This is a genomic window from Serratia sp. 201, from assembly GCF_037027545.1.
Lineage (GTDB): Bacteria > Pseudomonadota > Gammaproteobacteria > Enterobacterales > Enterobacteriaceae > Serratia > Serratia bockelmannii.
This window is the reverse complement of record NZ_JAXCHC010000001.1, coordinates 808400-834457: the sequence shown is the minus strand read 5'-3', so window position 1 is coordinate 834457 and position 26058 is coordinate 808400. Positions and strand designations below refer to the sequence as shown.

The following is a 26058-nucleotide window of genomic DNA, read 5'->3' as shown; positions in this document are numbered from 1 at the left end:
CTCGTCTATTGGAACGCAAACCGTCACCAATAAACAAAAACATCAAAGGGGATAAAATTATCCCCTTTTATTCCATGCAAACCAAGATCCACCTACTGCAACAGTTTGCGAATCACAGCATGTAACTGCTGGCGCCAAGCGCTAGGTTTAAGATTCAACGCGCAGATCTTATCAGTGTTAAGAACAGAGTATACAGGCCGGGACGCAGGTGTAGGATACTCTTGCGTAGTAATCGGATTCACGATGACCTGATGTGGGTATAGCCCACTTTCAGTAGCCTGTTGGAAAATTATCTGCGCAAACTCATACCAAGAAACCATTGAATCACCACAAAAGTGATAGACACCGTATTCACCTGGTTCTTGCAGCATGGAGATTATGGCATCAGCGATATCACCGGCATAAGTCGGGCAGCCTTGCTGATCGCTTACCACGCCAAGTTCACCCCTTTGTGACCCGACGCGCAACATCGTTTTAACAAAATTATTGCCGTACTCGCTAAACACCCAAGCCGTTCTTATTACAATAGTTTTTGGATTAGCCTTCAGCGCAGCAATCTCACCTTCAAGCTTGGTTTTACCATAAATGTTTTGTGGCGAGCAGGGAGCATCTTCGCAGTAGGGTTCTTCCGAACGGCCATCAAAAACATAGTCGGTTGATACGTGTACAAAAGGAATATTTCGTGCAGCAGCAGCTGCTGCCAGGTAGCCAGGCCCGTAGGTATTGATTGCTTTAGCTACATCTGGTTCAGATTCAGCCTTATCAACAGCAGTATAAGCGGCGGCGTTTACGATAACATCGGGCTCAAATTCCGTCACCGCTTGCTCAATCGCATCAGAATCACAGATGTCAAGTTGCTTGCTGTCCAGTGCTAGCAGGCTCCAATCGGTAGGAAACCTATCGCTGAAACAGCGTCCCAGTTGCCCCATAGAACCTGTCAAAAGTACACGCATTAAAAAAGCTCTCTAAGTAATTTACCTTGTAGATCCTTTGGCGATAGCAATGGCTGATCGACTGGCCAATCAATGCCAATTTCAGGATCATTCCAAAGCAAGCATGCTTCGCTAGCAGGATCATAGTACTCTGTGCACTTGTATTCGAAATCAGCAATGTCTGAAATCACTAAGAAACCATGTGCGAGACCTGGCGGAACCCAAAGTTGGTGGTGGTTATCTTCCGACAAGTGAACACCAACCCATTTTTTGTACGTCGGCGAATCGACCCTGATATCCACTACAACATCATAGACCTCCCCACGTACAACTCGGACTAGCTTGCCTTGGGGTTTGATTCGCTGGAAATGCAAACCACGCAATACTCCTTTAGAAGAACGCGAATGGTTGTCCTGAACAAAATCCACATCAATATCTAACATTTCTTGATAGCGGTTTTTTTGAAACGTTTCGACGAAAAAACCACGATGATCACCGAACACTTTCGGCTCAATCAACTTCACACCTGCGACTGGTGTCTCAATCACTTTCATTAGGTAACCTGCTAACTAATACGCTCACCTCAGAGGCCCAAAGGATGGCCGCCTGAACATGCATCCCCAGCAGTCTATCACTACCCACTCGCCCAGTTTTCGAACAGAAACTAAACGAGAATAAATTTTGGATAGCTCAATGAACGCACCGTAGACGAAGGTATCGGAGATTAGCACAATTAATCAAAATATCCGACACTCATCCACAAAAAATAGTCAAAAATTATGTGGCTCATTGAAGGATGAATCATGATATATCATTGTTATTAAATATATTTTAATTGCAACCAACATAGAAATGGTCAATCGAGCCCTCGTTGGTTACAATTAATTTACATTATGCCATATTTTGTCATTAACGAACTTCGCTATCAACCGGGACGATAACCCCGAGGATTGTTCTTCTGCCAATTCCACGCATCACGCATCATGGCATCCAAATCACGGGTAGCCTTCCATCCCAATTCTTTGAACGCCAATTCTGGAGCGGACCAGCATTCTGCAATGTCGCCCTCTCGACGTGGTACAATTTGGTAAGCTACATTGCGACCTGAAGCCTTTTCAAAAGCATGGAGCATCTCCAACACAGAATACCCTACCCCAGTCCCCAGATTATAGACCGTAAAACCTTGGTGTTCATCGATGTGTTCAATCGCCTTGAGATGACCTTCAGCCAAATCCATGACATGAATGTAATCTCTGACACCCGTGCCATCCTGTGTCGGATAGTCGTCACCAAAAATTGACAGTTTCTCCAGTTTTCCGATTGCCACCTGAGCAATATAAGGCATCAGATTGTTAGGAATACCATTTGGATCTTCACCGATCATGCCAGATTCGTGCGCACCGACCGGGTTGAAGTAACGTAAGGCGGTAATGGAGAATTGCGGTTCTGCTTTAGCGAAATCTTGCAGAATTTGTTCTACCATCAACTTCGACGTGCCGTAAGGATTCGTCGTACCACCAACGCGTGACGTCTCAGTCAAAGGAACTTGCTCTGGAGTACCGTACACCGTGGCAGAAGAACTGAAGATAAACTTATGCACACCCGCACGACGCATTTCCTCCAACAATACCAACGTGCCAGTGACATTGTTCTGATAATACTCTAGCGGCTTGCGCGTCGACTCTCCGACAGCCTTTAGCCCAGCAAAATGGATCACGGCCGAAATGGCGTGAGCCTCGAAGATACGGTGCAGACACTCAGCATCCAAGATATCGCCTTGGTAGAATTGAGCACTTCTGCCCGCGAGTTTCTCAACGCGACGCAGAGACTCATCGGAAGAGTTCGATAAATTATCTAACACTACGACATCTTCGCCATGTTCCAACAAAGCCAGAACAGTGTGAGAACCGATATAACCGGCCCCACCGGTGACTAAAACCGCCATAAAAACTCCTTACTCGCGCCCCTGGCGCTCAAGATGAACTGTCTTCTTTAAGCAATCAATTGATTTTAAACGAAGCTTGGACTCACGCACGCCTTTTCGATCATAATTGACCATCCATATGTCCCCAGAGTTCCCTTGGTACACTCGTTTTTGGCCAGCAAGTAAACAATCGGCCTGCCAGGAGGCTTTGACCTGGCTCCCTACAAAGAGGCTAAAATATTTAGCCGCGTTCTTGGTTATATCAAGAGAAAACCTCACTGCCTTTCTGAAGCATCCCAAGTGTGTGTGAGACAGAACATGGGGAGTTTAAGCCTTACAAAAAAAAAGAGCTGTTCAAGACAGCTCTACAGTGTGTTCCTTACGCGTCGCACTCAGTTTGACAACAGCGCCAAAATCTCGTCGGTTTTCTCTTGCATCAGCGCAACATCGGCACGAGATTCGACGTTAAGACGCACAACCGGTTCCGTATTGGAGGAACGCAGATTGAAACGCCAGCCTGCGAACGCCATGCTGATGCCATCGGTGTAGTCCACCTCATCGGCATGCGGTAAATAGTGTTGTTTAACGCTTTCGATTGACACGACAGGCTGAGCCAGCTTGATATTGATCTCACCGGAAGACGGGTAGGCGGCAATGCGATCCTGTACCAGTTGCCCCAGAGTTTGTCCCTTCACACTGACCAGCTCAGCGACCAGCAGCCATGGGATCATGCCACTGTCACAATAAGCAAAATCACGGAAATAGTGGTGAGCACTCATCTCGCCGCCATAAATGGCGTCTTCCGCACGCATGCGTTCTTTAATGAAAGCATGACCGGTTTTCGACATCACGGGTACGCCCCCGGCACCGGTGACCACATCGACGGTGTTCCAACTCAGGCGTGGATCGTGGATTATCTTCGCGCCCGGCTGTTTCTGCAAGAAGGCCTCCGCCAGCAAGCCGACGATATAATAGCCCTCAATGAAATCGCCTTTTTCATCGAACAGGAAGCAGCGATCAAAATCGCCGTCGAACGCAATGCCCATATCAGCGCCATGCTCTCGCACCGCATCGGCGGTATCCGCACGACACTCAGGCAGCAGTGGATTTGGAATGCCGTTGGGGAAAGAGCCGTCCGGCTGGTGATGCACCTTGATAAACTCCAGCGGCACACCCCGCGCCTTCAGTTGCGCTTCAATAGCATCGATCACATGCCCCGCAGCACCGTTGCCCGAGTTGATCACTAGCTTCAACGGTTTGAAATTTTTCACGTCTACATAGGACAGAATGTGTTCTACATAAGCCCCTAATACGTCCTGGCGTACGTAGCTGCCGCGCGTTGCTGTCGCTGCTAGCGCCTGAAACTGGTTTTTCTCCGCCAGCTCTTGGATCGCCCGTAACCCGGTATCGCCGCTAATCGGGCGAGAGCCCTCACGCACTAACTTCATGCCGTTGTAATCAATAGGGTTATGGCTGGCGGTGACTTCTACGCCACCATCAGTTTTTAAATAGGTTGTGGCGAAATAGATTTCTTCGGTACCGGTTAAACCGATGTCTATCACATCAGTACCCGCATCCTGTAAACCCTTCGCCAGCGCCAACTTCAGGCTTTCACTGGTTAACCGCACATCGCTGCCCAACACGATATTTTTGGGCTTTAAAAACTCGCCATAGGCGCGTCCAATACGATACGCGATGTCCTCATTCAGCTCTTCGCCCAGCTTTCCCCGAATGTCATAAGCTTTAAAACACGTCAATTTTTGCATTACCAAACCCTATTAAACTCTGCCATAGCGATCTTGCAAACGCTCAATATCATCTTCTTCCAGATAGTGCCCCGACCTGACCTCGATCATTTCCAAATCGATTTTTCCCGGGTTTTCTAGCGTATGGACACTGCCCGCAGGAATGAAGGTAGACTGATTTTCCGACAAGAAGAACTCTTGGTCATCAACGTTAACTCTTGCTGTCCCACTCACGACGACCCAATGTTCAGCACGGTGGAGATGGCGTTGTACTGACAAGCCTTCACCTGGCCGGACAATGATTCTCTTCACCTGGAAGTGCGTGCCGCTGTCGATGTCGCAAATCTTGCCCCAGGGACGATATGCGGTGGAATGCTGGCGAAAATGATGAAGATTGCGCTTTTTAAGCTCATCAACCACTTTCTTCACATCCTGCACTTTGTCCTTGTGAGCGATCAGCAAGGCATCATTGGTGTTGACCACGATCAGGTTTTCCAACCCAATGGTCGCCACCAACGCGGATTCAGAGGAAATGTAGTTGTCATTGGAATCGATCGAGATAATGTCGCCCACATTGACATTGCCCAAATGATCTTTCTTAGAAACGTCCCACAGCGAGGACCAAGAACCAACGTCACTCCAGCCAGCATCAATGGGAATCACTACAGCATCACGCGTTTTTTCCATCACCGCATAGTCGATGGAGTCGCTCGGACAGTGTTTGAAGATCGCTTGTTCAACCCGAATAAAGTTCATGTCGCGTTGGCTTTTAACCACAGACTGCTGGGTTGTGTTAAAGATGTCTGGGCTAAACTGCTGCAACTCTTGCAAAAACTTGGCGGTTTTGAACATGAACATACCGCTGTTCCAGCTATATTCACCGCTGGCGAGGTATTCTATCGCTTTCTCCAAACGTGGTTTTTCCACGAATGAATCAACCTTAAAGCAATCATGAGACAAGTGACTGCCGCGTTTGATGTAACCGTACCCGGTTTCCGGATGCTCCGGAATAATGCCAAACGTGACCAGCTGGTTGTTGACCGCAAAAGAGATTGCCGTCTGAATCGCCGCGTGGAAATTATCTACTTTCGTGATCAGATGGTCTGCAGCCAGCACCAAGAGCATGCTGTCTTCGTCTTCTTCCGCTGCAAGATGAGCGGCTAACGCCACTGCCGGCGCGGTATTGCGCCCTACGGGCTCTAAAATAATGTTGGTCGCTAATTGCCCAATTCCGCGCAATTGCTCGGCAACCAAAAAACGGTGTTCCTCGTTGCAGATGACCAGAGGAGCAGCAACTTCGATACCGGTCAGACCCGACAAACGCTGTAACGTTTGTTGCAGCAGGCTCACCCCGCTGTCATCAATAGATAAAAACTGTTTAGGAAACGATTCTCGCGACATCGGCCACAGACGACTCCCAGTACCGCCGGCCATAACCACAGGAATTAGTTTGGACATTATCTACCCTTTACTCAGCCATCGTTCTTACAAGGACGACGCCGCACGTCAGCAGCATCATTCTAAAATTCGTTCGATCATTAACCAATAGTTACACTTTGCGAAAAGCATGTATCCCTCTAACCTACCGTTCCTTAACAGAAAATTATGTATAGAAATAAACCAGGCAAGTATAAATACAGAAGGAACCACCAGCCGATAACATAACGTATTAACGCAAAAAAGAGCAGCATCGTGCTGCTCTTTCAGATTAATGCTCATAGTGAATATATTGCTAACGACTGCGGGCAAAATACTGCGCTACCCGCATAACATCTTTTTCGTCCAACGTCCCGGAGTCGCTCAGCAAGGTAATCCAGGACTTGATGTAGGCGTACTTGGCGGAGGCCAGATCGCGCTGAGCGCTATAGAGCTGCTGTTCGGCGTTGAGCACGTCAACGTTGACACGTTGCCCGGCCAGCACGCTTTGCCGGGTCGCCGTCACCTGTGTGGTGGCAGACTGTACCGCCAGCTCATAGGCCGCCACCTTGGCGCGGCTGCTGATGCACAGATTGTACTGCTTGCGCAGATCGTTGAGCGTGGTGCCCGTCTGCGCATCCATTTCATACATCGCCTGGCCATAGCGCGCCGCCGCCTGCCGGGTCGACGCCGAAACGCCGCCGCCGGAATAAATAGGCATACTGACCTGCACGCCGATACTGTCGGTGCGGTATTTCTGGTTAACCGTGTTATCGCTGCTGGAATCGTTTTCCGAATGCGAAGCATACAGCTGAACCTGCGGCATAAAGCCCGCCCGATTCCTTTCGACGTCATACTTAGCGGCATCCACGCCATGACGCGAGGCGGCTAGCACCGGGTTGTTCTCCAGCGCGATCTTTTGCCACTCTTCAAATTTGGACGGGATCAGCGGCGCCACCTTAAACTTGCCCGGCCGCAAAACCTGCAATTCATCCAGTTGGTTCAGCGGTATGCCGATAATCACTTCCAATTCGCGCTGCGCGGCGTCCAGCGCATCGCGCGCTTCGATTACCTGCGCTTCGGCCAGGCTGTAGCGCGCCTGGGTTTCTGATACGTCGGTAATGGTGCCTTCACCGGCGCTCATCAGGCGATCGTTCAAGGTCAACTGTTCCTTGTAAGCCGCCTTTTGCGCTTCGGCCAACGCGATTTGATCCTTGGAATAGGCCACTTCGACATAGGCGTTAATCACCCTAACCGCAAGATCCAGCAACTTACTGCGATAGCGCTCGTCCGACATCATCGTCTGCGCTACGCCGGCTTTGTAACGCGCGTACGCTTCATAATCGAACAGCGGCTGTGTCAGCGTGATCGAACTGGAATAACTACGATATTGTTGCCGCCGGGTGACCTCCGAAACATTGCCGAAAAAGTCGCTCTGCGGGTATTTTTGCGTCTGCCAGTTACGCGGCGAATTCTGATAGTTCAACGACACTTTCGGCAGCAGCCCCGCCCTGCCGATGTTTTCGTTCTCATCTCCCGCTTCTTTCTCTTTTATAGCCGCCCGGAAGGTCGGGTCCTTTTCTAATGCCAGCGAATATGCGTCTAAAATCCCTATCGAATAAACCGGCGCAGATATCGCAAACAAAAGGGTGCCGATAACCAGACCGGCAGCCTGTCGTTTTGATTGAATCAAAATTATTCCTCGGTTAATGAAGTATGAGCGCGATCCAAAATAGGTTTAAACAGATAACTCAGCAGTGAGCGCGACCCCGTTTTCACGAACACCTCTACCGGCATCCCCGGCTTGATGTCCTCGCCACTGAGCATCTTCATGCCCTCCGGTGAGACCGTAACCTGCATCTGGTAGTAAGGCTCACCGTTGGCTTTGTCGACCAGACGGTCGGCGGAAACCAACGTGACCGTTCCCGGAATTTTCGGGGTTTTGTTTTGGTTGAAGGCGGTAAACATCAGATCCACCGGCAACCCGTTGTACACCTTATCGATCAGGTCGACTTTCAGGCGAGAATCCACCACCAGCGTCGCCTGGCTGGGTACAACGTCCATCAGGTGGTCACCCGCTCCCACGACGCCCCCCTGAGTGAAGATATTCAATCCGACCACGGTGCCGTCCACCGGTGAGGTGATGGCGGTGTTGCCCAGATCGAAATCGGCCATTTGCAGCTTATTGCGAAACTCACTGGCGTCCATTTGGGTTTGTGCCAGTTGCGTTCTGACCTCGCGTTGATAGTCGGCGAAACGTTGATCGATACGCTGCTGAGATTCTTGCAGCTGCTTTTGCAATTGGCCAATCCGCCCGACAGTCTCATCGATGCTGCTATTCACTTCGGCGAATTGACGCTGAACTTCCAGATAGCGATTGCGTGGCAGGTAGCCGTCCGCAGCCAGTTGCTTCATGCTGTTCATCTGTTCACGCAGGCTGGAAAGTTGGATCTGCTTGTTGACGCGTGAATCCTGCAGGCCTTTCAATTGGAAACGAATCCCGTCCATCGACTGCTTATAACCGTCAATTTCACTTTGCAGCCCCTGGCGGCGGGAAGCGAACAGCTGCGTTTGCAACGCGATAATTTCAGCCACACGCGGCTGATCCTTGATCTGGGTAAAAATGGGAGAAAAAGTGACGCTACTCAGACCATCGCGTTCGGCGAGTAAACGCCCTTCGGTGGCCAGCGTGGTGTAGTACTGGTCGCGCAGGGAATCGACCTGCGCCTGTGCCTGCACCTGGCTCAACTGCACCAGGACTTCACCGGCTTTCACCTTGTCGCCCTCTTTCACCGCGATATTTTTGATGATGCCGCTGGCCGGTGCCTGCACCGTTTTGCGGTTGCCGGAAACGGTTACCGATCCCGGTGATGCCACCCCTTTATCCAGGGGCGCAAACGCTGCCCAAGCCAAAAATCCGAACAGACCAATTCCCACGACCAGCCAGCCCATCCGGGTAAACCGCCGTTCATCCTGTGGGATCTCTTCAATATACGAGTCTTGCGGCTCGCCAATGTGCGTCGACATACCAACTCCTTTAAACTGCGGACGGCAATAAAGCCATCAGGCAATTCACGGCTTAATTAATTTGCGTTTTTGGGATATTGCCTTCATCTGGCTCAGAATTTACCGCCCTCACCGCTTGCTGAGGCTGTTGCGTCTGCGCTTTTTGCGCATTGGCTAACGCCTGAAGCACTTGTTGAGTCGGGCCGAACGCGTTGACGTTGCCATTCACCAAGAGCAACAGCTTGCTGGTCATCGACAGCAAATTGGTGCGATGGGTAATCAGAACCACCGTTTTATTACGTTGCTTGAGGAACATAATGGCCTGGTTCAACGCTTTCTCGCCCGCATCATCCAGATTGGAGTTAGGCTCATCCAAAACCACCAGCGAAGGGTCGCCGTACAGTGCGCGCGCCAGGCCGATACGCTGTTTCTGCCCACCGGACAGCCCAGCGCCACCGTTGCCGAGCACCGAATCGTAGCCGTTCGGGAAACGAAGGATCAGTTCGTGCACACCGGCCAACTTAGCGGCTTCAATGACCTTCTCTGAGTCGATCTCGTTAAAGCGAGCGATATTCTCGGCGATAGTCCCGGCAAACAGCTCAATGTCCTGCGGCAGATAGCCGATATACGGCCCCAACTCATCCTTGTTCCACTGATAGATGTCAGCATTATCCAACCGAACAATCCCTTCACTGACCGGCCAAATGCCGACCAGCAAACGAGCCAGCGTCGATTTCCCCGACGCGCTCGGGCCAATGATCCCCAGCACGTCACCAGGCTGAATGGCAAAACTCACGTTATGCAATACCGCATCGCCTTTGGATCCCGGCGGCGTGGCGGTGACGCCTTCTACGGCAAGCACCCCTTCCGGACGCGGCAAGGACATACCGGTACCACGTTGCGGGTGCGTTTCCAGCAGCTTGACCAACCGGCCATAAGAAAGCTTCGCCGCGCTGTAGCTCTTCCAGACGTTAATAACCTGCTCAATCGGCGCCAGCGTTCGCCCCATCAGAATGGAGCCGGCAATCATCATACCGGGCGTGATGTGCCCATCGATAGCCAGCCACCCCCCCAGCCCCAACACCAGTGATTGCAGCGACATGCGCACAAACTTGGTGATCGACGTGACCCGCGATGCGCGTTCGCTGGCGATGCGTTGGCTGTTCAAGAATCGCTGGTGCAGACCGAACCACCGGCGTTTCAGGTTAGGCAACATCCCTAAAGCCTCGATCACTTCGGCATTTCGCAGATTGGTGCTGGCCAACGTACCGGACATAATCGACAGCTTGCTGGCTTCCGCCAGCGGCTTTTTCGACACCATTTCGTTGATCACCGCCAATGCGATCAACAACAGTGCACCGACCAGGGCGAACAGCCCCAACCAAGGGTTAAAGAGGAATATCACCAACAGATAGATCGGAAACCACGGTGCATCAAAGAAGGCGAACAGCGCGCTGCCGGTGAGGAATTGGCGCAGATTGGTCAAGTCGCTCAGCATCTGGCCGGCGTCAGAAGAACCGTTTTTCAGATTCGCCTCGTAGGCCGCAGTGTAGACTCGCGTGTTGAGACGCATATCCAGCTGACTGCCGATACGGATCACCACCATGCTGCGCACGTATTCCAACAGCGACATCATGCCGAACATGCCCAGCATGATCAGCGTCAGCATCAACAGCGTGATTTCATTACGCGAAGGAAGCACCCGGTCGTAAACCTGGAGCATATAGATAGAAGGAACTAGCATTAATAAATTAATAAATGCGGTAAATATGCCAACGGTCCAAAAAACCTTACTGCGAGTCCGTATAACATCCGCAATTTCATTGCGCGGTATAAATTGATTCACTTTCTGCCCTTACATCATGTGCACTGTCAGTCAAAATCCGCATTGGACTCTTATAAGGAAAATCCTAAAAAGGGAAAAATAAAATAAATCCTAAAGAACCCCCACCCCAGACATGCTCGAGACTGCAGATACTTTTTCTAACTATAGGTAGAGAAAGCGGATATCAGCAAGGCCGTAAGCAAAAAAAATCGCCTCACGAACTACAGAAAAAAACAAATGAAAACAGTGAGGTAAATAGTAGACAGGGCAACGCGAGTTTAGTACGAAAGGGAATAAATTAGAGATAATGACGTAGTTCACAATTTTCAAAGAATACGGGGTGTTTACACACCCCGTATTATTGATTGACTAACAGTTTCAATGGGCATTATAACCCACTGGAATTCATCCTTACGCGTAGTGCAGAGTATCCACCAATTGCTGGTGGTTTTGCCCTGTCAGGTATACCACGGTATCGTTGAGGTCCAGCGTGTGGTTATCGTTGTTGTCGATAATTACATACGAGCTTGCAGTGTTGCCGCCACCGCTGAATACAACGGATGCCACACCCACTTTCGCCGTCAGCGAGTTGCTGCTATCCAGACCCAAGATACCACCCAACAGGCCGATAACGCCGTTGGTCAAACCGCCCACCAGTGTCCCCAACAACGCATCCAACGTGTCGGCAGAGCGCGTACCGTAGTTCGCTACCGCAGTGCCGCTGGCGTCATCGGAAATAGTCAGGCCGCCATGGTTCACGTCGACAATCGAGTCCTTGAGGCTATTAAAGTCCTTGATAGTCACACCCGCCTGCGTGTTACTCGCCTTGATGTCATAGGTGTTGGCACCTGCGCCACCGGTCAGCGTGGTGTTGCCAATCACGCCCAGGGTATCGGCAGCACTGGAGCCTTCTACGGTCATCTGGTAACCGTTCAGGCCCAACGCCGTCAACACCGGCGCCAACAGGTTGGTGGTAATGACGCTCAGCGGCAGAATGTTCAGCAATTGAACGATGATACCGTCACCGGTACCGCCATGGCTGGAGTCGAGATTCAGACCCCCGGTGTTGGTGGACGCATTGATATCACGCACGTTGCTGAAACCGCTGCCCAACGTCAGATCCAGCGCGTGATCACCGGTCACGTTGATGGTCTGAACCTGCGCATTGGTGCCGGCCAGTGACAGAATGTTGTCAAAGCTGCCGGTACCGCCTGAGGCCACGTTCACCGTGGTCAGAGCGGTGCCCAACAAGGCGCTGCTGCTGCTGTTAAGGGTAATGGCGCCGGCATTCACATTGGAAGAACTCACCGCATCAAAGTTGATATTGAAATGATCGGTGGCGTTCTGCACGAAGGTGAAGTTCAGCGTACTGGCGGAAGTCGCGTCCCCTTTCACTTCCAACTGCGCGGCGTTGCCGCCGGCGGCGTTGATGACGTTGACGTTAGCCAGACCGGAGATCACAAAACCTTGTGAGCCCAGGTTGGTGGCCGCCGCGTTCTGCGTAACCGTGCCGCCCGTGGTGCCTTCCACCGTAGATGTGCCGTTGGTCAGGCCAAAGTCAAAGGTGTGGGTCGGCGTTGTGACGCTGGTGGTGGTCGGTGAACCGATTAGCGGAGTCGTAATCAGCGTACCGACGGACTTGCCGATATAGCCGGTCAGGTCAATTTTCTCAAAGTTCGAGAAGTTGTTGGCGTTGCTGGTCACGGTACTGGTGCGAACGCCCAGGGCGTTTTGGTTGGTTACTACAGTTTTGGTGATGAAGTTGGCGGAGATGGAGTCCGTACCCGCACCACCATCAGCCTTAACCGTGTTCGCGACAGTGTTCGCCCCACCGGAAACCCCGTTGCCCACCCAGTGCAGGCTGTCGTTGCCGGCGCCGAGGTTGAACTGTGCGGTACCGGTCGCGATGTTGGCCGTCGATGTGACAACTACGTCATCCGCACCCGAACTGGCGTTCAGGATGACGTTGCCGTTATTCACGGTGATATCTACACCTGGATTAACACCATTGTCAGACAAGTTGACCGTTGCTGCGCTGGTGCCGTTGATGGTCAGATTCGCCAGATGGTCGGCGAACTTCAGGTTCACGATGCTAGCGGCATTGGCGTTCAGTTGAACATTCGTCAGTACCGCTGTTTCGGCGTTGCTGATTTGATGCGATGTGCCGGTGTTGACGGTGCCGGTTGCGTTACCGCCGGCGGCTGTTGCCGTCAGAGACGCAGCGGTTTTGTACAGTAGGCTGGTACCGATGTCGTATTCAAAGCCATGCTGCTGGGTTACAGTCGTGGCGTCAGTGGCCGTTGAGTTGCGGAGGTCGTTTATGATGGCTTGGGTGATAACCGATTTGTCACTTCCTAAACCACTATAGAGAGCCAATTGTGCTGTGGTAGCGGCAACACCATGTACCAATGTATAGACATGCTGAATAAAAGCATCGCCTGTCAGCTGGGCACCTTTCTGCTGAAACTCACTTGAACTCAACAATTTAGCCGTCAGAGTTGTAGACGTCAGGCTTCCTGAGGAAAGAATTTTGCCCCAGGTATCCAAGGCCTGTGCATCGATTCCACGTCCTGGAACACCTAAATAAACCGCGGCGACCTGCTCTTGAATATTCAATGCAGGCAATTGCCCTGGAGTATAAACGCTAGTAATGGCGTTGAAATGAGCCTGTGCCGTAGCATCTGAAGGCGCAACACTGCCACGAAGTGCTTCGATAATATCTACAACAACACTGCCACGCGTTGCGCCACCGTCAAGTAATGCCAAATAGCTTGACGATTCAGCAGCAGTAGGAGCTCGCTCAAAACCGTACTGGAAAATGCGAGCAACAAAATCTGCATTGCTAAGCGAAGTGAGATAAACACGATCATTAACAAATGTTTGCGCCACCTTATCCAAGGTAGTCACCCCACCGTTCAATGCCCCCCCCCAATAGTTCAAACCAGAGGTGGAAAGCCCAGCGCCAAGTACATGATAAATAGCGGCAACATCAGAAGCCCCTGTACCAGCAGAAGCGGGTACTGATGATGGGAAAAGTGCCGATTTTATTTTTCCATCGAAAAAGCTCTGCTGTGACAGTGTGGCACTGTCGTTTCCAGCGTAATTGGATAGGTCATTGATTATACTTTGAACAATAACACCAACACTGTTTCCTGTAGCCAACAAGGCGTTGACAACCTCAGTGGAAGGCGCAACTCCATGAACATTAGTATAAATAGTTTGAATAACTTCAGCAGGCGTTTTTGCTCCGAAACGGGCAACACCATCAGCAGATGCTATCAACCCATTGATAAATTGCAGATCGGTTTTATTTCCCAACTGGAGTTGCTGCGCAAAATAGTCAATAGTAGATGTGGATGCACTCTTACCTAAAACAGCATAGTAGATTGATGCCGATTCGTATTGTGACACTAGAGAAGCCATAACATCCCCCTTGGATGCATGATTTTACAATCAAAATATTACGACACTGACCAACGGAAGATGTCAGTACAAGTAGTAATAAAGAATAAAAAAACTCTACTGCACCTAAAGAAAAGAAAAGGAATTGATATTTGTCAAGGCAACCGTGTCAAATCAGACGGTAGGACGAGGCATCAAGCAGAAAAGTAAACACCGAAATAATTTCAAATGAAATTTAATTTTTATCACAAAAAAACAGCAAGATAATCTATAAAAATAAAATTATTCCTATATACGTATAACGCAATATCAAGCAATATAGGATAAGTGGCTGATAAGTTTGGGAAAGCCATTCGCATTAATATTCTAAGCATTCATCTTTTACCAACATAAGAATCTGCAATTATTAGCAAAAAGGGGATAATATGAACCATAGACAGTTACTTCGCAGCCTAGCGAAAAAAGCGATGATAACAGCGTTCGGTTTACTCTGCGGGACAAGTACCCATGCTTTTGAAGTGGGTATCAACATGCACGTACGACACTACCCCAACACGGGTGATTACTATCTTAACCTGGCAAAAGAGTATGGCTTCACATCAATAAGAGAGGATTATCCTTGGGCGCAGGTAGAAGGACCTCAAGGGAAATACTCTCTCATCGGGAACTTAGGAAAAGTCGACGCAGTATTTGCGCAAAGTGAAAAAAATTTCGGGTTAAGTTCCATGTTGGTTTTAGCCTATACAAATCCACTTTATGACAAAGGAGGATACCCTCAAAGTGAAGCAGCAATAGATGCTTTCGCCAATTACGCATATTGGACAGCTAAAAGATTCAAGGGAAAAGTAAAATACTATGAAATATGGAATGAGTGGTTAGTTGGGACAGGAGTCAGAGGAGCAAAAAATCCGCCATCTGAAACTGTTTTCTTTGAGCTCGTTAAGAAAACTGCTCTGGCAATAAAAAAAGCGGATCCTGATGCTATCGTGATGACGGGTTCGTTAAACCCATTGAAAGAAAAAGATAATGCCTGGTTGGATAAATTGCTGGATATGGACTTAATGCATTATGTAGATGCTATTTCAGTCCATCCGTATTCTTATCGCAATCCAGATAATGAGATGAGAAAACCTGAAGGTAATTTGGCGGGGATAGATATTTTTGAAGATAAATTAAGAAAAAAAACTGGACGCACAATCCCTATCTATATTACAGAAATGGGGTTCCCAACACATATTGGTGACGGTGGAATATCAGGCAACCTAGCTGCTCAAAATGTCATTAAATACACATTATTAGCCAAGTCACGAGATTACATTAAAGGGATATGGTGGTATGACTTGATTGACGATGGGGCAAATGATAGAAACCGCGAGCATAGATTTGGATTCATTTCACAGAATTTATCCCCTAAACCAGCCGCAACTTATCTTAAAAAGATATCCAATTATGTCGAAAAATTTCAGGTCGTGCATTACAAACAATCAATCAAAGGGGAAAATAGCATACAGCTAAGTAACGGAGAAGAAAAAGCCGTCATCACATGGGATAATAAGCCCGAAGAAAAAGAAACCAACCTTATTAACAGAATAGCAGGCCTTGCAAAAGACAAAAAAACTTCAGACGTAACACCGTTATTGATCGAAGATAAAAAAAATAACACCATAATCGAGGAAAAAAATGGAACTCCAACTCTCAGGATATCTAATTAAAAGTGATGACTTAAGTTGAGGACATGCACTGGCATGAAAAGCCTTTATATTACAGCCCCCAAAGGGGGCCTTAAAATTGGTTCAACGGAACTTAGCATGAACCAATAGAAAACGGCAGTCAGAATGTTAAGGTTTTTATTCTCCAAAACACACCCTAACCCTTCAAAACTGCCGCCACTATGAATGCTAACCTTTGCCTCCTGTTTTGGAGTTCCTTGTCGTTAATTCATTCTCACATCCTTCTGCCAACACCTTGCTTGTTCTGTAAGTATCCCGATAAAACGAACCATTCATTTTTAGAAATATTCCAACATAGTGATTATCTCCCCTGAGAAGATCACCATGTGCAAAGCCCGATTTACCGAATGCCAGATCATTACCGTTTTTAAGTCTGTCGAAGCAGGACGTACCGCCAACGATGTATGCCGCGAAGCGGGAATGTCTGAAGCAAAGTATGGCGGGATGGAAGCTTCTACTATCAAAAAATGAAGGATCTTGAGGACGAAAACCGGCGACTCAAACAGATGTTTTCCGATCTCAGTCTTGAATGTCGGGCCCCGAAAGACATTTTCGAAAAAATCTTTAAACCAGTGATGAAGCGGGTGCCCGTCAATTATCTAGCGGCACAATTTGCCATGAGCATCCGCCAGGCATTCGGGACATTATCCCTGAGCAGGACGCTGTATTTTTATCAACCCGATACCGGGCGTGATGAACCGAGATCCTCACGTTGACTGTACTGGCAGAACGTCATCCGCGATGCGGTTTTAAGAAGTTGTTACTGTTGCTGTGCAGACAGGACAGCAGCTGGAGCCATAAACGTGTTCACCGAATTTACTGCCTGCAGAAACTGAGTTTTCGTCGCAGGGGGAAACTTCCGCCGGTACGTAACCCGACACCACTGGCAACGCCAGAAGCGTCTAACCAAAGCTGGTCGTTGATTGTATACATGATGTGTTGGTCTGTGGCTGGACTTTTCGGACCTTTAATATGGTGGATAATTTTAATCGTGAAGCGATGGCGATAGAAATCAACCTGAATATCCCGGCTCAGCGTGTCGTCCGGGTACTGGAGCGGGGCGTGGCAAACCGCGGCTACCCGCTTAAAATACAGATGGGTAACGAACCAGAACTGGTCTCACTAGCGCTGTCACAGCAGGCCGGATAATATGGAGGAATTCTGGAGATTATTAAACCATGTAAACCGACGCAGAATGCCTTCATCGAACCGTTCACCCAAACGTACCAGTCAGAAATACTTGATTTCAATTTGTTGAACGAGGCACGGAAATCACAGAGCGCAGGCTGACGAAATACAACAGCGAACGGCCTCATGAATCCCTGATAACCTGACGCCGGAAGAGTGTTGGCAGATGGCTGAAAATTCGGAAATCTCAAAAAGCGCGTGGAACTAAACCGGATGTGCTTACAGAATCACCTACTTCATTTAGCCTTGTGTCACAAAGCCATCTTTTTGACAGATGGCCTGATTAATACAGCTGGAATATCTACTACTTAAAAATCAATAAGCACCATCTCTCTTTAAAACAACCGAGATAGTTTTAAAGAGAATAACAATATCATTCCAAAGGGCCCAGTTCTTAACATACCAAGCATCAAAATAAACCCGTGTATCGTAATCAATATCGTTACGCCCACTTACTTGCCATAACCCAGTCATTCCAGGCTTAGCCATATAATAATAGTCCACATCCCCAGCATAGCGCGCTAGCTCATCTTCAATGATCGGACGAGGTCCGACTAAGCTCATTTCCCCAATAAAAACATTCCACAATTGAGGCAATTCATCCAAGCTAGTTTTCCTGATAAAAGCACCAATTTTGGTAATGCGAGGATCATTTTTTAACTTAAAGTCACGTTCCCATTCAGCTCTAGCATCAACATCACTATTGAGAAGCTCATCAAGAACCTCTTTAGAGTTAGTTACCATTGAACGGAATTTAAGACATTTGAATTTTTTCCCGTTATGCCCCACTCTTTCATGCCCATAAATAGGTTTGCCTCCATCTCGTGAAACCATATAAGCGAGAAAAGCAAGAACCGGAGAAAGAATGATCATAATTGCAAGCGAACCAAATATGTCAAATATTCTTTTAGTCAATCTAGATGTTCTCTTCGCTAGGTTATTGCTAACCCTCAATATCATCACTTCATGGCTAAAGATAAATGACATATCGGTTCCATAAAGAGGAACTCCACGTAATGTAGGAATAACAGACACCGAACGACAATTATGTTTTGCCAAATTTTTTAACCAACGATCCCGCAATGCATGCTGCTCAAACTCTAACGCTACAATGAACTGAGTATTTTGAACATCAACAACAGTCCAGAGTTTATCTTCAGAATTAATTACAGGGACACCAAAATAATTATCTTTGCAAGGCTCGTCGATACATACAAATGCAGAGACATCAAATCCAAGAATAACCTCACTCTGCAAAGCAGCATAGGCTTCAAAGGCATTTTTCTTAGAACCGATAATAATCGTTTGTTTTTTCCAGTAGCCAAATTTGTCTAATAGTCTTTTTGTCAAGAATCGACCAAGAGGAACCATACAGATGATCAATACCCACGATAAAAACCACACAGAACGAGAAAAATTCCATTTAGAAAAGGCTACAAACGCTAAATCTAATACAGCAAAAATCAATAGCGTCCGTATAATTTCCTTAAGTTCAAACCAAAATGGTTTTCTATAGGTATAATGCCTCAAACGCACCCAAAACCAAGCCACGCAAACCAACGAAATAATAACCTGAGCTAATATTCGTGTTGAAAGTTGCCCCTCAAGAATAAACTTACCCGCTCCACCAAAATAACCATCAAGGATAATATAAGTAAGATAAAAAGCGAAGTTAAAGAAAAAAAGATCGGAAAGTGCAAGTGAAACCTTTGCTACACCGCCACTGCGGTATGTATGTTTCATTTCCATAAGGTTACCATAAGAAAATAATTAAAAAACATCCATCTTAGATAATGGAGACACATGGAATACGTCAAGAAATAGATGACAATTACTAAAAGAATAGGATAGGGCTAGGCTTCTAGGTATTATTTCAATACATGCTTATAAACACTCATAGTTTGCTCGACCATTTTATCAACTTTAAAGTTTTCGAGAAAAATAGATTTAGCTTGTTTCCCCATAATAGCCCATTCCTCTTTTGTCTTGCTAACTACAATAGAAGATAACTTTTCATGATGAGCTAGGTCAAATAGCTCACCATTAACTCCCGGGAAAATCATTTCAGGAAAAGAAGTACAATTACTTGAAATAACAGGTGTCCCATAGCTCATTGCTTCCAATGGAACCATCGCAAAACCTTCCCAGCGGCTTGGAATAATTAAAACATCGGCGTACGCAAAATAAGGGGATATTTCATCTGAGGATAACCAACCAGTATAAGTTGTCTGTGGCAATTCGGTATATAAATTGTCACCATGTACAGCCCCACCAATAATAGTCAAATGATAAGGTTTAGAATCTAGATTACTCATCATTTTGATAAGGATATCAAATCCTTTCTGATAATCTAAGCGACCAACAAATAGTAAATTAATAACCCCTGATATTTGATATGGATTCTTAAGAGAATCCATTGAGGCTGGAGCAGGAACCCCATTGTAAACAACATGCAGCTTTTCCTCCTTCAATCCATTTGCTATAGCCGCATTTTTTTCATAGACGCTAACACAAATCACAGCATCAGTAATCGGTAATAGAACTCGTTCAATCGTTCTATAAAATAATTTCTTTAGGTGGCTACCTTCCATTAAGAAAGAAAAGGCGTGCGGGCAATAAATTACTCTTGGTCTATATATAGGATACATTACTATTAAAACTAATCGCCCTAAAACCCCAGCAAAAGTACTATGAAGGTGAACAATATCAGGTTTGGTTTGGCGAATATTTTTGACAAAGTGACTAATAAAAGAGACAAAAGACCTGAGATTACGCCCTGTTCTTTCAAAAGTTAATACAGCACTGGCCGGCAGATGTTTGATTTCATCTTTCTGATTTTCTGGAACCAAACAATAAACTTCACTTACTTTGGGGTTGATAACGTGATCTGATGCAATCAATCGCATAACAGTAGCCACACCACCTTTGATTGTTTCAGCCGCATGAAAGATCTTCATATTTACTCTCTCGCTGAATTTATGCTATTAATTATATCACATACGCTTTGAGCGGATTTTTTCCAAGAATATTTTTTTACGTTATCAAATCCGGAACTTATTAGCTTAGATCTCGTTTCTTCGTCGGATATCACTTTTGCCATTGCATCAGCCATTTCATTTATATTATATGGATCAAAATAAATTACACTTTCATTTAATACTTCTGGCATAGAAGCCTTGTTTGATGAGATAACGGGGCATCCACAAGCTTGAGCTTCCAAGGGAGGGATGCCAAACCCTTCATAGAAAGAAGGAAAAACAAAAGCAATTGCATTTTGATAGAGTGAGATTAACTTTTCATCCTCTATTCTCCCAAGAAAAATAACATCATCATTTACTAGATTTTTAGAGAAATCTTGAGAGGAAAAACTAGCAGAAGATTTACCAATCACCTTCAACTTTACATTCCCACCATGCTGCCGCTTGACCAAAGAGAAAGATTCCAACATACCATGAAAGTTTTTATGGTAGTTAGGAGATGACACCGCCAATATATATTTATCTTTGTCATTCTCTTCTAGCATCCCAGGTGAAAACTCTTGCCCTACGGCGTTATAAACTATATATACGTTCTCTTTAACATAAGAGAAATAATCAAGAATCTCAGACTTCGAGAAATTACTAACAGTAATAAGAGCTTTACTATTTCTTAGCATCAAAGGCACTAGCACCGAATATAAAGCTCTAAACTTTAGAGAAAAGCTTTTTTTATACCTTTTATAGGTCACATCATGATGTGTTACAATCTGATTATTGTAGAAGGCAGGGGCAGTACTGCATAGATTAAGAAGCAGAGGAGAGCCTAGAGATTTCAAATAGCGTGGCAACTCTATTTGTTCCCAGTAATGTCCACTTTTTTTCCCGATGAATCTCACATTAAAACTGGCGGGCAATGTAGCTCTTTTTATATCCCTAGGTGCCAAGAGAACAATATCACTCCGCAGCTCAACCAACTCCATGCAAATTTGTTCGGCAAACCGTTGCACTCCCGTCACATCTTGAGTAAGGAACCTTGCATTAATATAAATCATAACATCTCTCATTATATTACAATCATTATTTATAACTATAAATGGAAATATCTTCCCGAGTACACCCTTTCTTTTTAAGAACAAAAGGAATGGCCACAAAAACAACTAAAAACATATTATTAGGGAAATTACCCAATCCCAGATTGTAGAATAACTCAATGGCTAGAGTGAAAAAAATCAAATGTCTTGCACCAAAAATGTCACAATCTTTTATGGAAAATAATTTGAATTGTATATATATAAGAATAAATAAATAAGTCAAAAAACCTACATAGCCATAATTACTAACCAAATAAATATAGGCACTATCTGTTGGGATTGCATTAATCCCGTATTGAGATTTATCCAACCCAAATGTTCCATTAATACCAAGCCCTGCGCCAAAAAGAATTTTCTCCAATGAATCTAAAGATGCAATTATTTTATGATGTTCCAGAACACGCAAGTAGATAGAATTATATGCCGCAGTTTGATTATAAACACGAACACTATCATAAACTGCATAATTATGAGTGGAATATACGAATAATAAAACTAAAACGCTTCCAATTATGAATATAGCCACTTTGGAAATTGAGGGAAGAAATCCTTCGAAGAACTTAACAAAGAAATAAACCATTAGACCAATAACAGCAGTCTTATAAGTTGTGCAAAAAATCGCCACGAAAAATAAAAGGAAAAAACCAACTCTAAGTAGTCTGCTCTTTAAAAAATGTCTGCATTCAACGGATAAAATTAGACAAAAAAGCATTAACACACCCGACATGGTAAATGACAACTGTAACCCAATTGCTCGAATATTACCCTCCGTCGAGTTGAGGCGGACACCAGCATCACTTCCCCACTGGCCAGCATCTAAACCTAAGAGGCCCATAAATGAATCCGGGAATAACTGTTGAAGAATAACAGCAATTGCATTTAAAGCCCCCAAAAAGAGTGTCATCCTAACGAATTTCACACTAAAACTAAGTAGTTCTTCTTTGCTCATTTTAGCGAAGATCAGCAGAACTGTAACAATGAATATCAAAGGAACAATATCAAACTTTAGTTGATAGAATATTATAAAAGTATGGCTGGACACAATATCCAACATTGAATATATGGAAAATACCCCTATCATCATTAACAGCACGACGGGGATAACTATCTTACTGCTAACTTTTCCCTTAGAAAAACAAAGAGCAACAATAAAAAGTAAAACAATAAATGCTTCCTTCCAAACTTTAAGCACAGGGAAATCTAGCATTGCAGAAACAACACCGATAACGCCTGAAAAAAAGCACAGAGCCAAAAAAAGGAGAAGGAGTATAATTGGAATACGTTTCAATCCGAATAATTTCATTGTGAATACCATAAATAAAGTTTGTCTTATCTAAATTTTATTGTTTATCACTTCTTCTTTTTTCATGATTCTTTTGCCCGCAGATATTGATTTTACTTCAATAATCTTATAAGTAAAATGTGAAACAGTAATAACAATGGCGATTATTATCATAACTATGAAGTTGTTGTAAAACCATGATCCAAAATCCATGTAACGTAACGTACTTTCAGACTTAGTGAATACGGAGTAAGTAAAACGCAAACCAAAAATTTTTTCGCATGCCATGGCCAAACTAATTGAAATGAAGATAACCGCAGCGTGAGTCATGTAAACTGAGAATGAAATCTTACCTAAATACTCAAAAATAGATTTCCGTAAAATAAATGACCCCCATCCCATCTCGAATGAAAATACATAAATAGTGAGGAAAAATGAAAAGCTCGTGATTATACTTTTATAACCATACTGCTGTGTGACTGAGTAATAGCATAGAAGTAACGTAGCAACTTCCATCAAAGTAAATAATAATTTATTGCATTCCTTCGGTTTATAGACCTCATAAATAAAATAAGTAACCGAACCACCAAAAAAACAAGCGATTCCATAGAGAGCCTCACTTTTTATAGAAGGAAATACAGGTAAAGCTAATCCATAGAAAGCAAAGAATGAAATGGCGAAGAACGCAGAGGTCAGTACATTTTTTCTCTTATACAATAAAAATAGAACAACTGCAAAAACCGCATAGAGATAATATTCAACACTAATGCTCCAAGACGGATAATTAAATGATAGTATTTCTTTAGAAGGTAACCATGCCTGCAATAAAAATAAATTAGGTATAATTTGATCTGGTGCATTAACACCGCTGAATGCGGGTTTATTAAAGGCAATACCGTTGGATTGTGCTACATATTTTGCGCATTCAAGTATAATAAAGACAAGCAACATCATCAAATGGAGAGGGAAAATGCGAAACGTGCGATTAATAGCAAAAGCGCGCAAGTTAGAAAAATGAAACTCAGTTTTACTATACGCATGGGTCAGCACGAAACCACTTAAGACGAAGAAAAACTCAACCATATAGGTTGCATTTCTGAACAGCGGCCACTCAGTTATGCTTCCGGTAATATTGAAATGATGAAGAACAACACATAGTGCACATATGCCCCGGAAACTATCGAGAACAGTAAATCGTTTCATTTTTTACCTTGAGAGAAACTAGAGTAAATCCTACGAACCATATTATAAATTAAACTACGACTTCATTCATTTTAAAAGAATAATTTAGTTTACAGTATAGATTCGTATTTTATTAAAATATCATCGATAACAGATTTATCAAAAGAAACATTATCTATCGATAGAGCCTTGCTTAGTGCACACTCCATTTCTGTATTTATATCGCAAATAACTCCATTGCCTTCATTTATAATTTCATTTATTCCACCGGGATATGCATTTGCCAACACTGGTGTCCCACAAGCAATCGCTTCGATCACAACGTTAGGATAACCTTCCCAGCGAGAGCTAGACACAAAAATATCCGCAGCTCTTAACAGCGCATATGGATTTTCCGTTGACTCTATAAAAGTCACGCTATCTTCCAATCCTAAATTTGTATGAAGCTTTTTCAACATTGCATCATCCTCTCCTTCACCGACGATCGTTAAATGGTAAACACCTTTCTCCAACCGACTGAAAGCGTTAAGTAATTGGTCATAGCCTTTCTGATACGTTAACCGGCCAATCGTCAACAGATTGACCCGCTCCTTTGGTAACTCATAGTCGCTTGCTTTTAAACTTAGTGTCTTTATACGTTTATAATCCAAGGGGTTATTTATCTTAACAAGTTTACTTTTTGGTATATCCATTTTTTCAACGAGATCATTAACCATGTCATCACTTTGGGCTACGATCACGTCATAATTTTTATAGCAGGTTTTGTATAACAGTTTTGCAATGAAATTCTTTTCAAAAAAGCTTGGCAAGTTAGATTCCCGAGCTATCTTTCTAATTCCACGTCCAAAATATGAAAGAAAAGGTGACAAGGTTGCGTTTGAAGTTCCTGAGCTAATAAAAACTGAATCTATATCATGTTTCTTACATGTTTTTCTAATACCAAATAAAATTTTTGGAAGTGCGTACCTTGCTCTTCCTGTTACATTAATATATTCAACAACAACATCTTTTTCCAACTCTTTAACCAAAACATTTTTTTTGCTATCATTCTTATACAGAAGAAGATAAGGCTTAAACCTTCCTCTATCAATATTGTTTAAGAGAGTATAAATAACTCTATCCGCACCAGATAACCCAAGTATCGGCATTATAAAAAGAATTTTTTTCACTGTACCCTCTTTCAATTTAAAGGACCGTCATAACCAAATATCACCGCAAGCAGTTTGTCCCATTTTTGCTGCTGAAGTAGCTTTACTTCCGAAGCATTCTTATCTCCTGAAACCGCAAGATGTCTATATAGCTCTTTATTATAATAGATCTGTGATATTCTATTCTCTATTTCATCAATATTTGTGGGATTAAAATAAAGCACACTATCTTTACAGACTTCAGGAATACTGGAAACAGCAGACGCTATAACAGGGGTTCCGTATTGCATTGCTTGTAGTGGCGGGTATCCATATCCTTCATTTAAGCTAGGATAGATAAATGCATAAGCATTTTTATAAAACCAGTCCAATGACTCTGAATCAACATAGTCTATAAAAACAAATTTATCTTTGTTTTGTATATCACTATGAGGCTTATTTTTACCAAGAACAAACGTCACAATCTCGCAGTTTTTATTTTTTGTATAGAAATGGTCCAGAGCCTTAATCGCACGATAGTTATTTTTCATCCACCGATTGGCACTGACTAAAAGAAAATAACTTCCGCCAAAGGAAGTTAGATGCGTATATCTATCTCCCAGAAGTGGTTGCCCTTTACCAAACGGGCATGGAGCCGGGGACACATAGATATCGTCGCCTTTCAGGTAGGGATAAAAGCACAACATCGAATGTTTACTGTGCTCCGAAACAGTAATTACTTTTATTCTCGACTTGCTCAATAATCGTTCAAATCTATTATAGTAAAATTTCCATTCTCTCTCTCTATATAATACGCGTTTCACTGCGAGTTTTACCTTGGAGATAATACCGTCACGATAATGCCATTGAACAGGATCATAACCGCACTCAATCTCTCGTAGTCCATGTACGGTCATGATAAAATCTAATTTATCGGTTTTTATCTCGTGCAAATGATAAGGCAAAGCAGAATAAAATTTAGCGAAGCGATTTGAATTAATGAGATCGACTAACTCACGATCTCCTGAGACGCCTATTATTTCGATACCATGCTCAAAACATGTTTTTTTGATTGCCTCATCTAGCTCTCTTTTTTTATCAAATACGCAAGTGAAACTTTTGTAACCTCGCTCGATACTAGAAAAAAAAACTTGTTTAGCATATTCAGAACCGCCATGGAATCTCGATTCCGGAGAGGATTGAGTTGCAGTCAAATCAAATAAAAGCAAA

The 26058-nt window shown here is 44.8% G+C and carries 17 protein-coding genes and 1 pseudogene; 2 read left to right on the top strand and 16 right to left on the bottom strand.

All coding sequences use genetic code 11. The annotated features are described in order from the left end of the window. Positions 1-92: 92 nt before the first annotated feature. The 9 genes from rfbD to WA302_RS04420 form a co-directional block, all read right to left on the bottom strand. The gene (gene rfbD, locus WA302_RS04460; RefSeq protein WP_049205861.1) at positions 93-953 is read right to left on the bottom strand and encodes a dTDP-4-dehydrorhamnose reductase; all 861 of its coding nucleotides are present in this window, start codon (positions 951-953) and stop codon (positions 93-95) included. Next, positions 953-1486, bottom strand: a complete 534-nt coding sequence (rfbC, locus tag WA302_RS04455) for a dTDP-4-dehydrorhamnose 3,5-epimerase (protein WP_049205859.1) — start codon at positions 1484-1486, stop codon at positions 953-955. Before rfbC ends, rfbD begins: the two co-directional genes overlap by 1 nt. 371 nt (positions 1487-1857) lie before the next feature. Further along, positions 1858-2877 (bottom strand): UDP-glucose 4-epimerase GalE, encoded by a 1020-nt coding sequence (gene galE, locus WA302_RS04450; RefSeq protein ID WP_049205858.1) that lies wholly within the window; start codon positions 2875-2877, stop codon positions 1858-1860. Between the two features lie 371 nt (positions 2878-3248). Beyond that, positions 3249-4622, bottom strand: coding sequence for a phosphomannomutase CpsG (gene cpsG / locus WA302_RS04445; protein WP_043142826.1), 1374 nt, complete (start codon positions 4620-4622; stop codon positions 3249-3251). A 12-nt stretch (positions 4623-4634) separates the two neighbouring features. Next, complete coding sequence (locus WA302_RS04440) at positions 4635-6059, bottom strand: mannose-1-phosphate guanylyltransferase/mannose-6-phosphate isomerase (RefSeq protein ID WP_147823012.1); 1425 nt, start codon at positions 6057-6059, stop codon at positions 4635-4637. Positions 6060-6333: 274 nt separating this feature from the next. Further along, the gene (locus WA302_RS04435) at positions 6334-7710 is read right to left on the bottom strand and encodes a TolC family outer membrane protein (protein WP_141997653.1); all 1377 of its coding nucleotides are present in this window, start codon (positions 7708-7710) and stop codon (positions 6334-6336) included. A 2-nt stretch (positions 7711-7712) separates the two neighbouring features. Continuing rightward, positions 7713-9044 carry an HlyD family type I secretion periplasmic adaptor subunit gene (locus tag WA302_RS04430; RefSeq protein ID WP_025302176.1) on the bottom strand — a complete coding sequence of 444 codons (1332 nt, stop codon included), beginning with the start codon at positions 9042-9044 and terminating at the stop codon, positions 7713-7715. Positions 9045-9096: 52 nt separating this feature from the next. Next, a complete protein-coding gene (locus WA302_RS04425; protein ID WP_025302175.1) occupies positions 9097-10869 on the bottom strand; it encodes a type I secretion system permease/ATPase in 1773 nt (590 codons plus the stop codon). A gap of 390 nt (positions 10870-11259) precedes the next feature. Continuing rightward, on the bottom strand, positions 11260-14271 hold the full coding sequence (locus WA302_RS04420) for a beta strand repeat-containing protein (RefSeq protein ID WP_261456174.1): 3012 nt from the start codon (positions 14269-14271) through the stop codon (positions 11260-11262). A 404-nt stretch (positions 14272-14675) separates the two neighbouring features. On the opposite strand from WA302_RS04420, the gene WA302_RS04415 reads away from it, so the two are divergent. Both WA302_RS04415 and WA302_RS04410 read left to right on the top strand, forming a co-directional pair. Further along, positions 14676-15962, top strand: a complete 1287-nt coding sequence (locus WA302_RS04415) for a cellulase family glycosylhydrolase (RefSeq protein ID WP_261423816.1) — start codon at positions 14676-14678, stop codon at positions 15960-15962. Between the two features lie 342 nt (positions 15963-16304). Beyond that, positions 16305-17376, top strand: a pseudogene (locus tag WA302_RS04410) (integrase core domain-containing protein). Positions 17377-17483: 107 nt separating this feature from the next. On the opposite strand, the gene wbaP reads toward WA302_RS04410, so the two are convergent. The 7 genes from wbaP to WA302_RS04375 form a co-directional block, all read right to left on the bottom strand. Beyond that, positions 17484-18917: an undecaprenyl-phosphate galactose phosphotransferase WbaP gene (gene wbaP / locus WA302_RS04405; RefSeq protein WP_261423818.1), complete on the bottom strand. Its 1434-nt coding sequence runs from the start codon at positions 18915-18917 to the stop codon at positions 17484-17486. Between the two features lie 119 nt (positions 18918-19036). Further along, on the bottom strand, positions 19037-20125 hold the full coding sequence (locus WA302_RS04400) for a glycosyltransferase (protein ID WP_147823007.1): 1089 nt from the start codon (positions 20123-20125) through the stop codon (positions 19037-19039). 2 nt (positions 20126-20127) lie between these two features. Further along, the gene (locus WA302_RS04395) at positions 20128-21198 is read right to left on the bottom strand and encodes a glycosyltransferase family 4 protein (protein ID WP_261423826.1); all 1071 of its coding nucleotides are present in this window, start codon (positions 21196-21198) and stop codon (positions 20128-20130) included. Positions 21199-21223: 25 nt separating this feature from the next. Beyond that, on the bottom strand, positions 21224-22540 hold the full coding sequence (locus tag WA302_RS04390) for a hypothetical protein (protein WP_147823005.1): 1317 nt from the start codon (positions 22538-22540) through the stop codon (positions 21224-21226). Positions 22541-22570: 30 nt separating this feature from the next. Next, positions 22571-23722, bottom strand: a complete 1152-nt coding sequence (locus WA302_RS04385) for an acyltransferase family protein (protein WP_147823004.1) — start codon at positions 23720-23722, stop codon at positions 22571-22573. A gap of 89 nt (positions 23723-23811) precedes the next feature. Next, complete coding sequence (locus tag WA302_RS04380; protein WP_238476082.1) at positions 23812-24870, bottom strand: glycosyltransferase; 1059 nt, start codon at positions 24868-24870, stop codon at positions 23812-23814. An 11-nt stretch (positions 24871-24881) separates the two neighbouring features. Beyond that, positions 24882-26057: a glycosyltransferase gene (locus WA302_RS04375; RefSeq protein ID WP_147823003.1), complete on the bottom strand. Its 1176-nt coding sequence runs from the start codon at positions 26055-26057 to the stop codon at positions 24882-24884. Position 26058 lies beyond the last annotated feature (1 nt).

Coding starts and splice junctions, on each gene's coding strand:
- rfbD (WP_049205861.1), bottom strand. CDS start 953: ATGCGTGTACTTTTGACAGGTTCTATGGGGCAACTGGGACGCTGTTTC.
- rfbC (WP_049205859.1), bottom strand. CDS start 1,486: ATGAAAGTGATTGAGACACCAGTCGCAGGTGTGAAGTTGATTGAGCCG.
- galE (WP_049205858.1), bottom strand. CDS start 2,877: ATGGCGGTTTTAGTCACCGGTGGGGCCGGTTATATCGGTTCTCACACT.
- cpsG (WP_043142826.1), bottom strand. CDS start 4,622: ATGCAAAAATTGACGTGTTTTAAAGCTTATGACATTCGGGGAAAGCTG.
- WA302_RS04440 (WP_147823012.1), bottom strand. CDS start 6,059: ATGTCCAAACTAATTCCTGTGGTTATGGCCGGCGGTACTGGGAGTCGT.
- WA302_RS04430 (WP_025302176.1), bottom strand. CDS start 9,044: ATGTCGACGCACATTGGCGAGCCGCAAGACTCGTATATTGAAGAGATC.
- WA302_RS04420 (WP_261456174.1), bottom strand. CDS start 14,271: ATGGCTTCTCTAGTGTCACAATACGAATCGGCATCAATCTACTATGCT.
- WA302_RS04415 (WP_261423816.1), top strand. CDS start 14,676: ATGAACCATAGACAGTTACTTCGCAGCCTAGCGAAAAAAGCGATGATA.
- wbaP (WP_261423818.1), bottom strand. CDS start 18,917: ATGGAAATGAAACATACATACCGCAGTGGCGGTGTAGCAAAGGTTTCA.
- WA302_RS04400 (WP_147823007.1), bottom strand. CDS start 20,125: ATGAAGATCTTTCATGCGGCTGAAACAATCAAAGGTGGTGTGGCTACT.
- WA302_RS04395 (WP_261423826.1), bottom strand. CDS start 21,198: ATGATTTATATTAATGCAAGGTTCCTTACTCAAGATGTGACGGGAGTG.
- WA302_RS04390 (WP_147823005.1), bottom strand. CDS start 22,540: ATGAAATTATTCGGATTGAAACGTATTCCAATTATACTCCTTCTCCTT.
- WA302_RS04385 (WP_147823004.1), bottom strand. CDS start 23,722: ATGAAACGATTTACTGTTCTCGATAGTTTCCGGGGCATATGTGCACTA.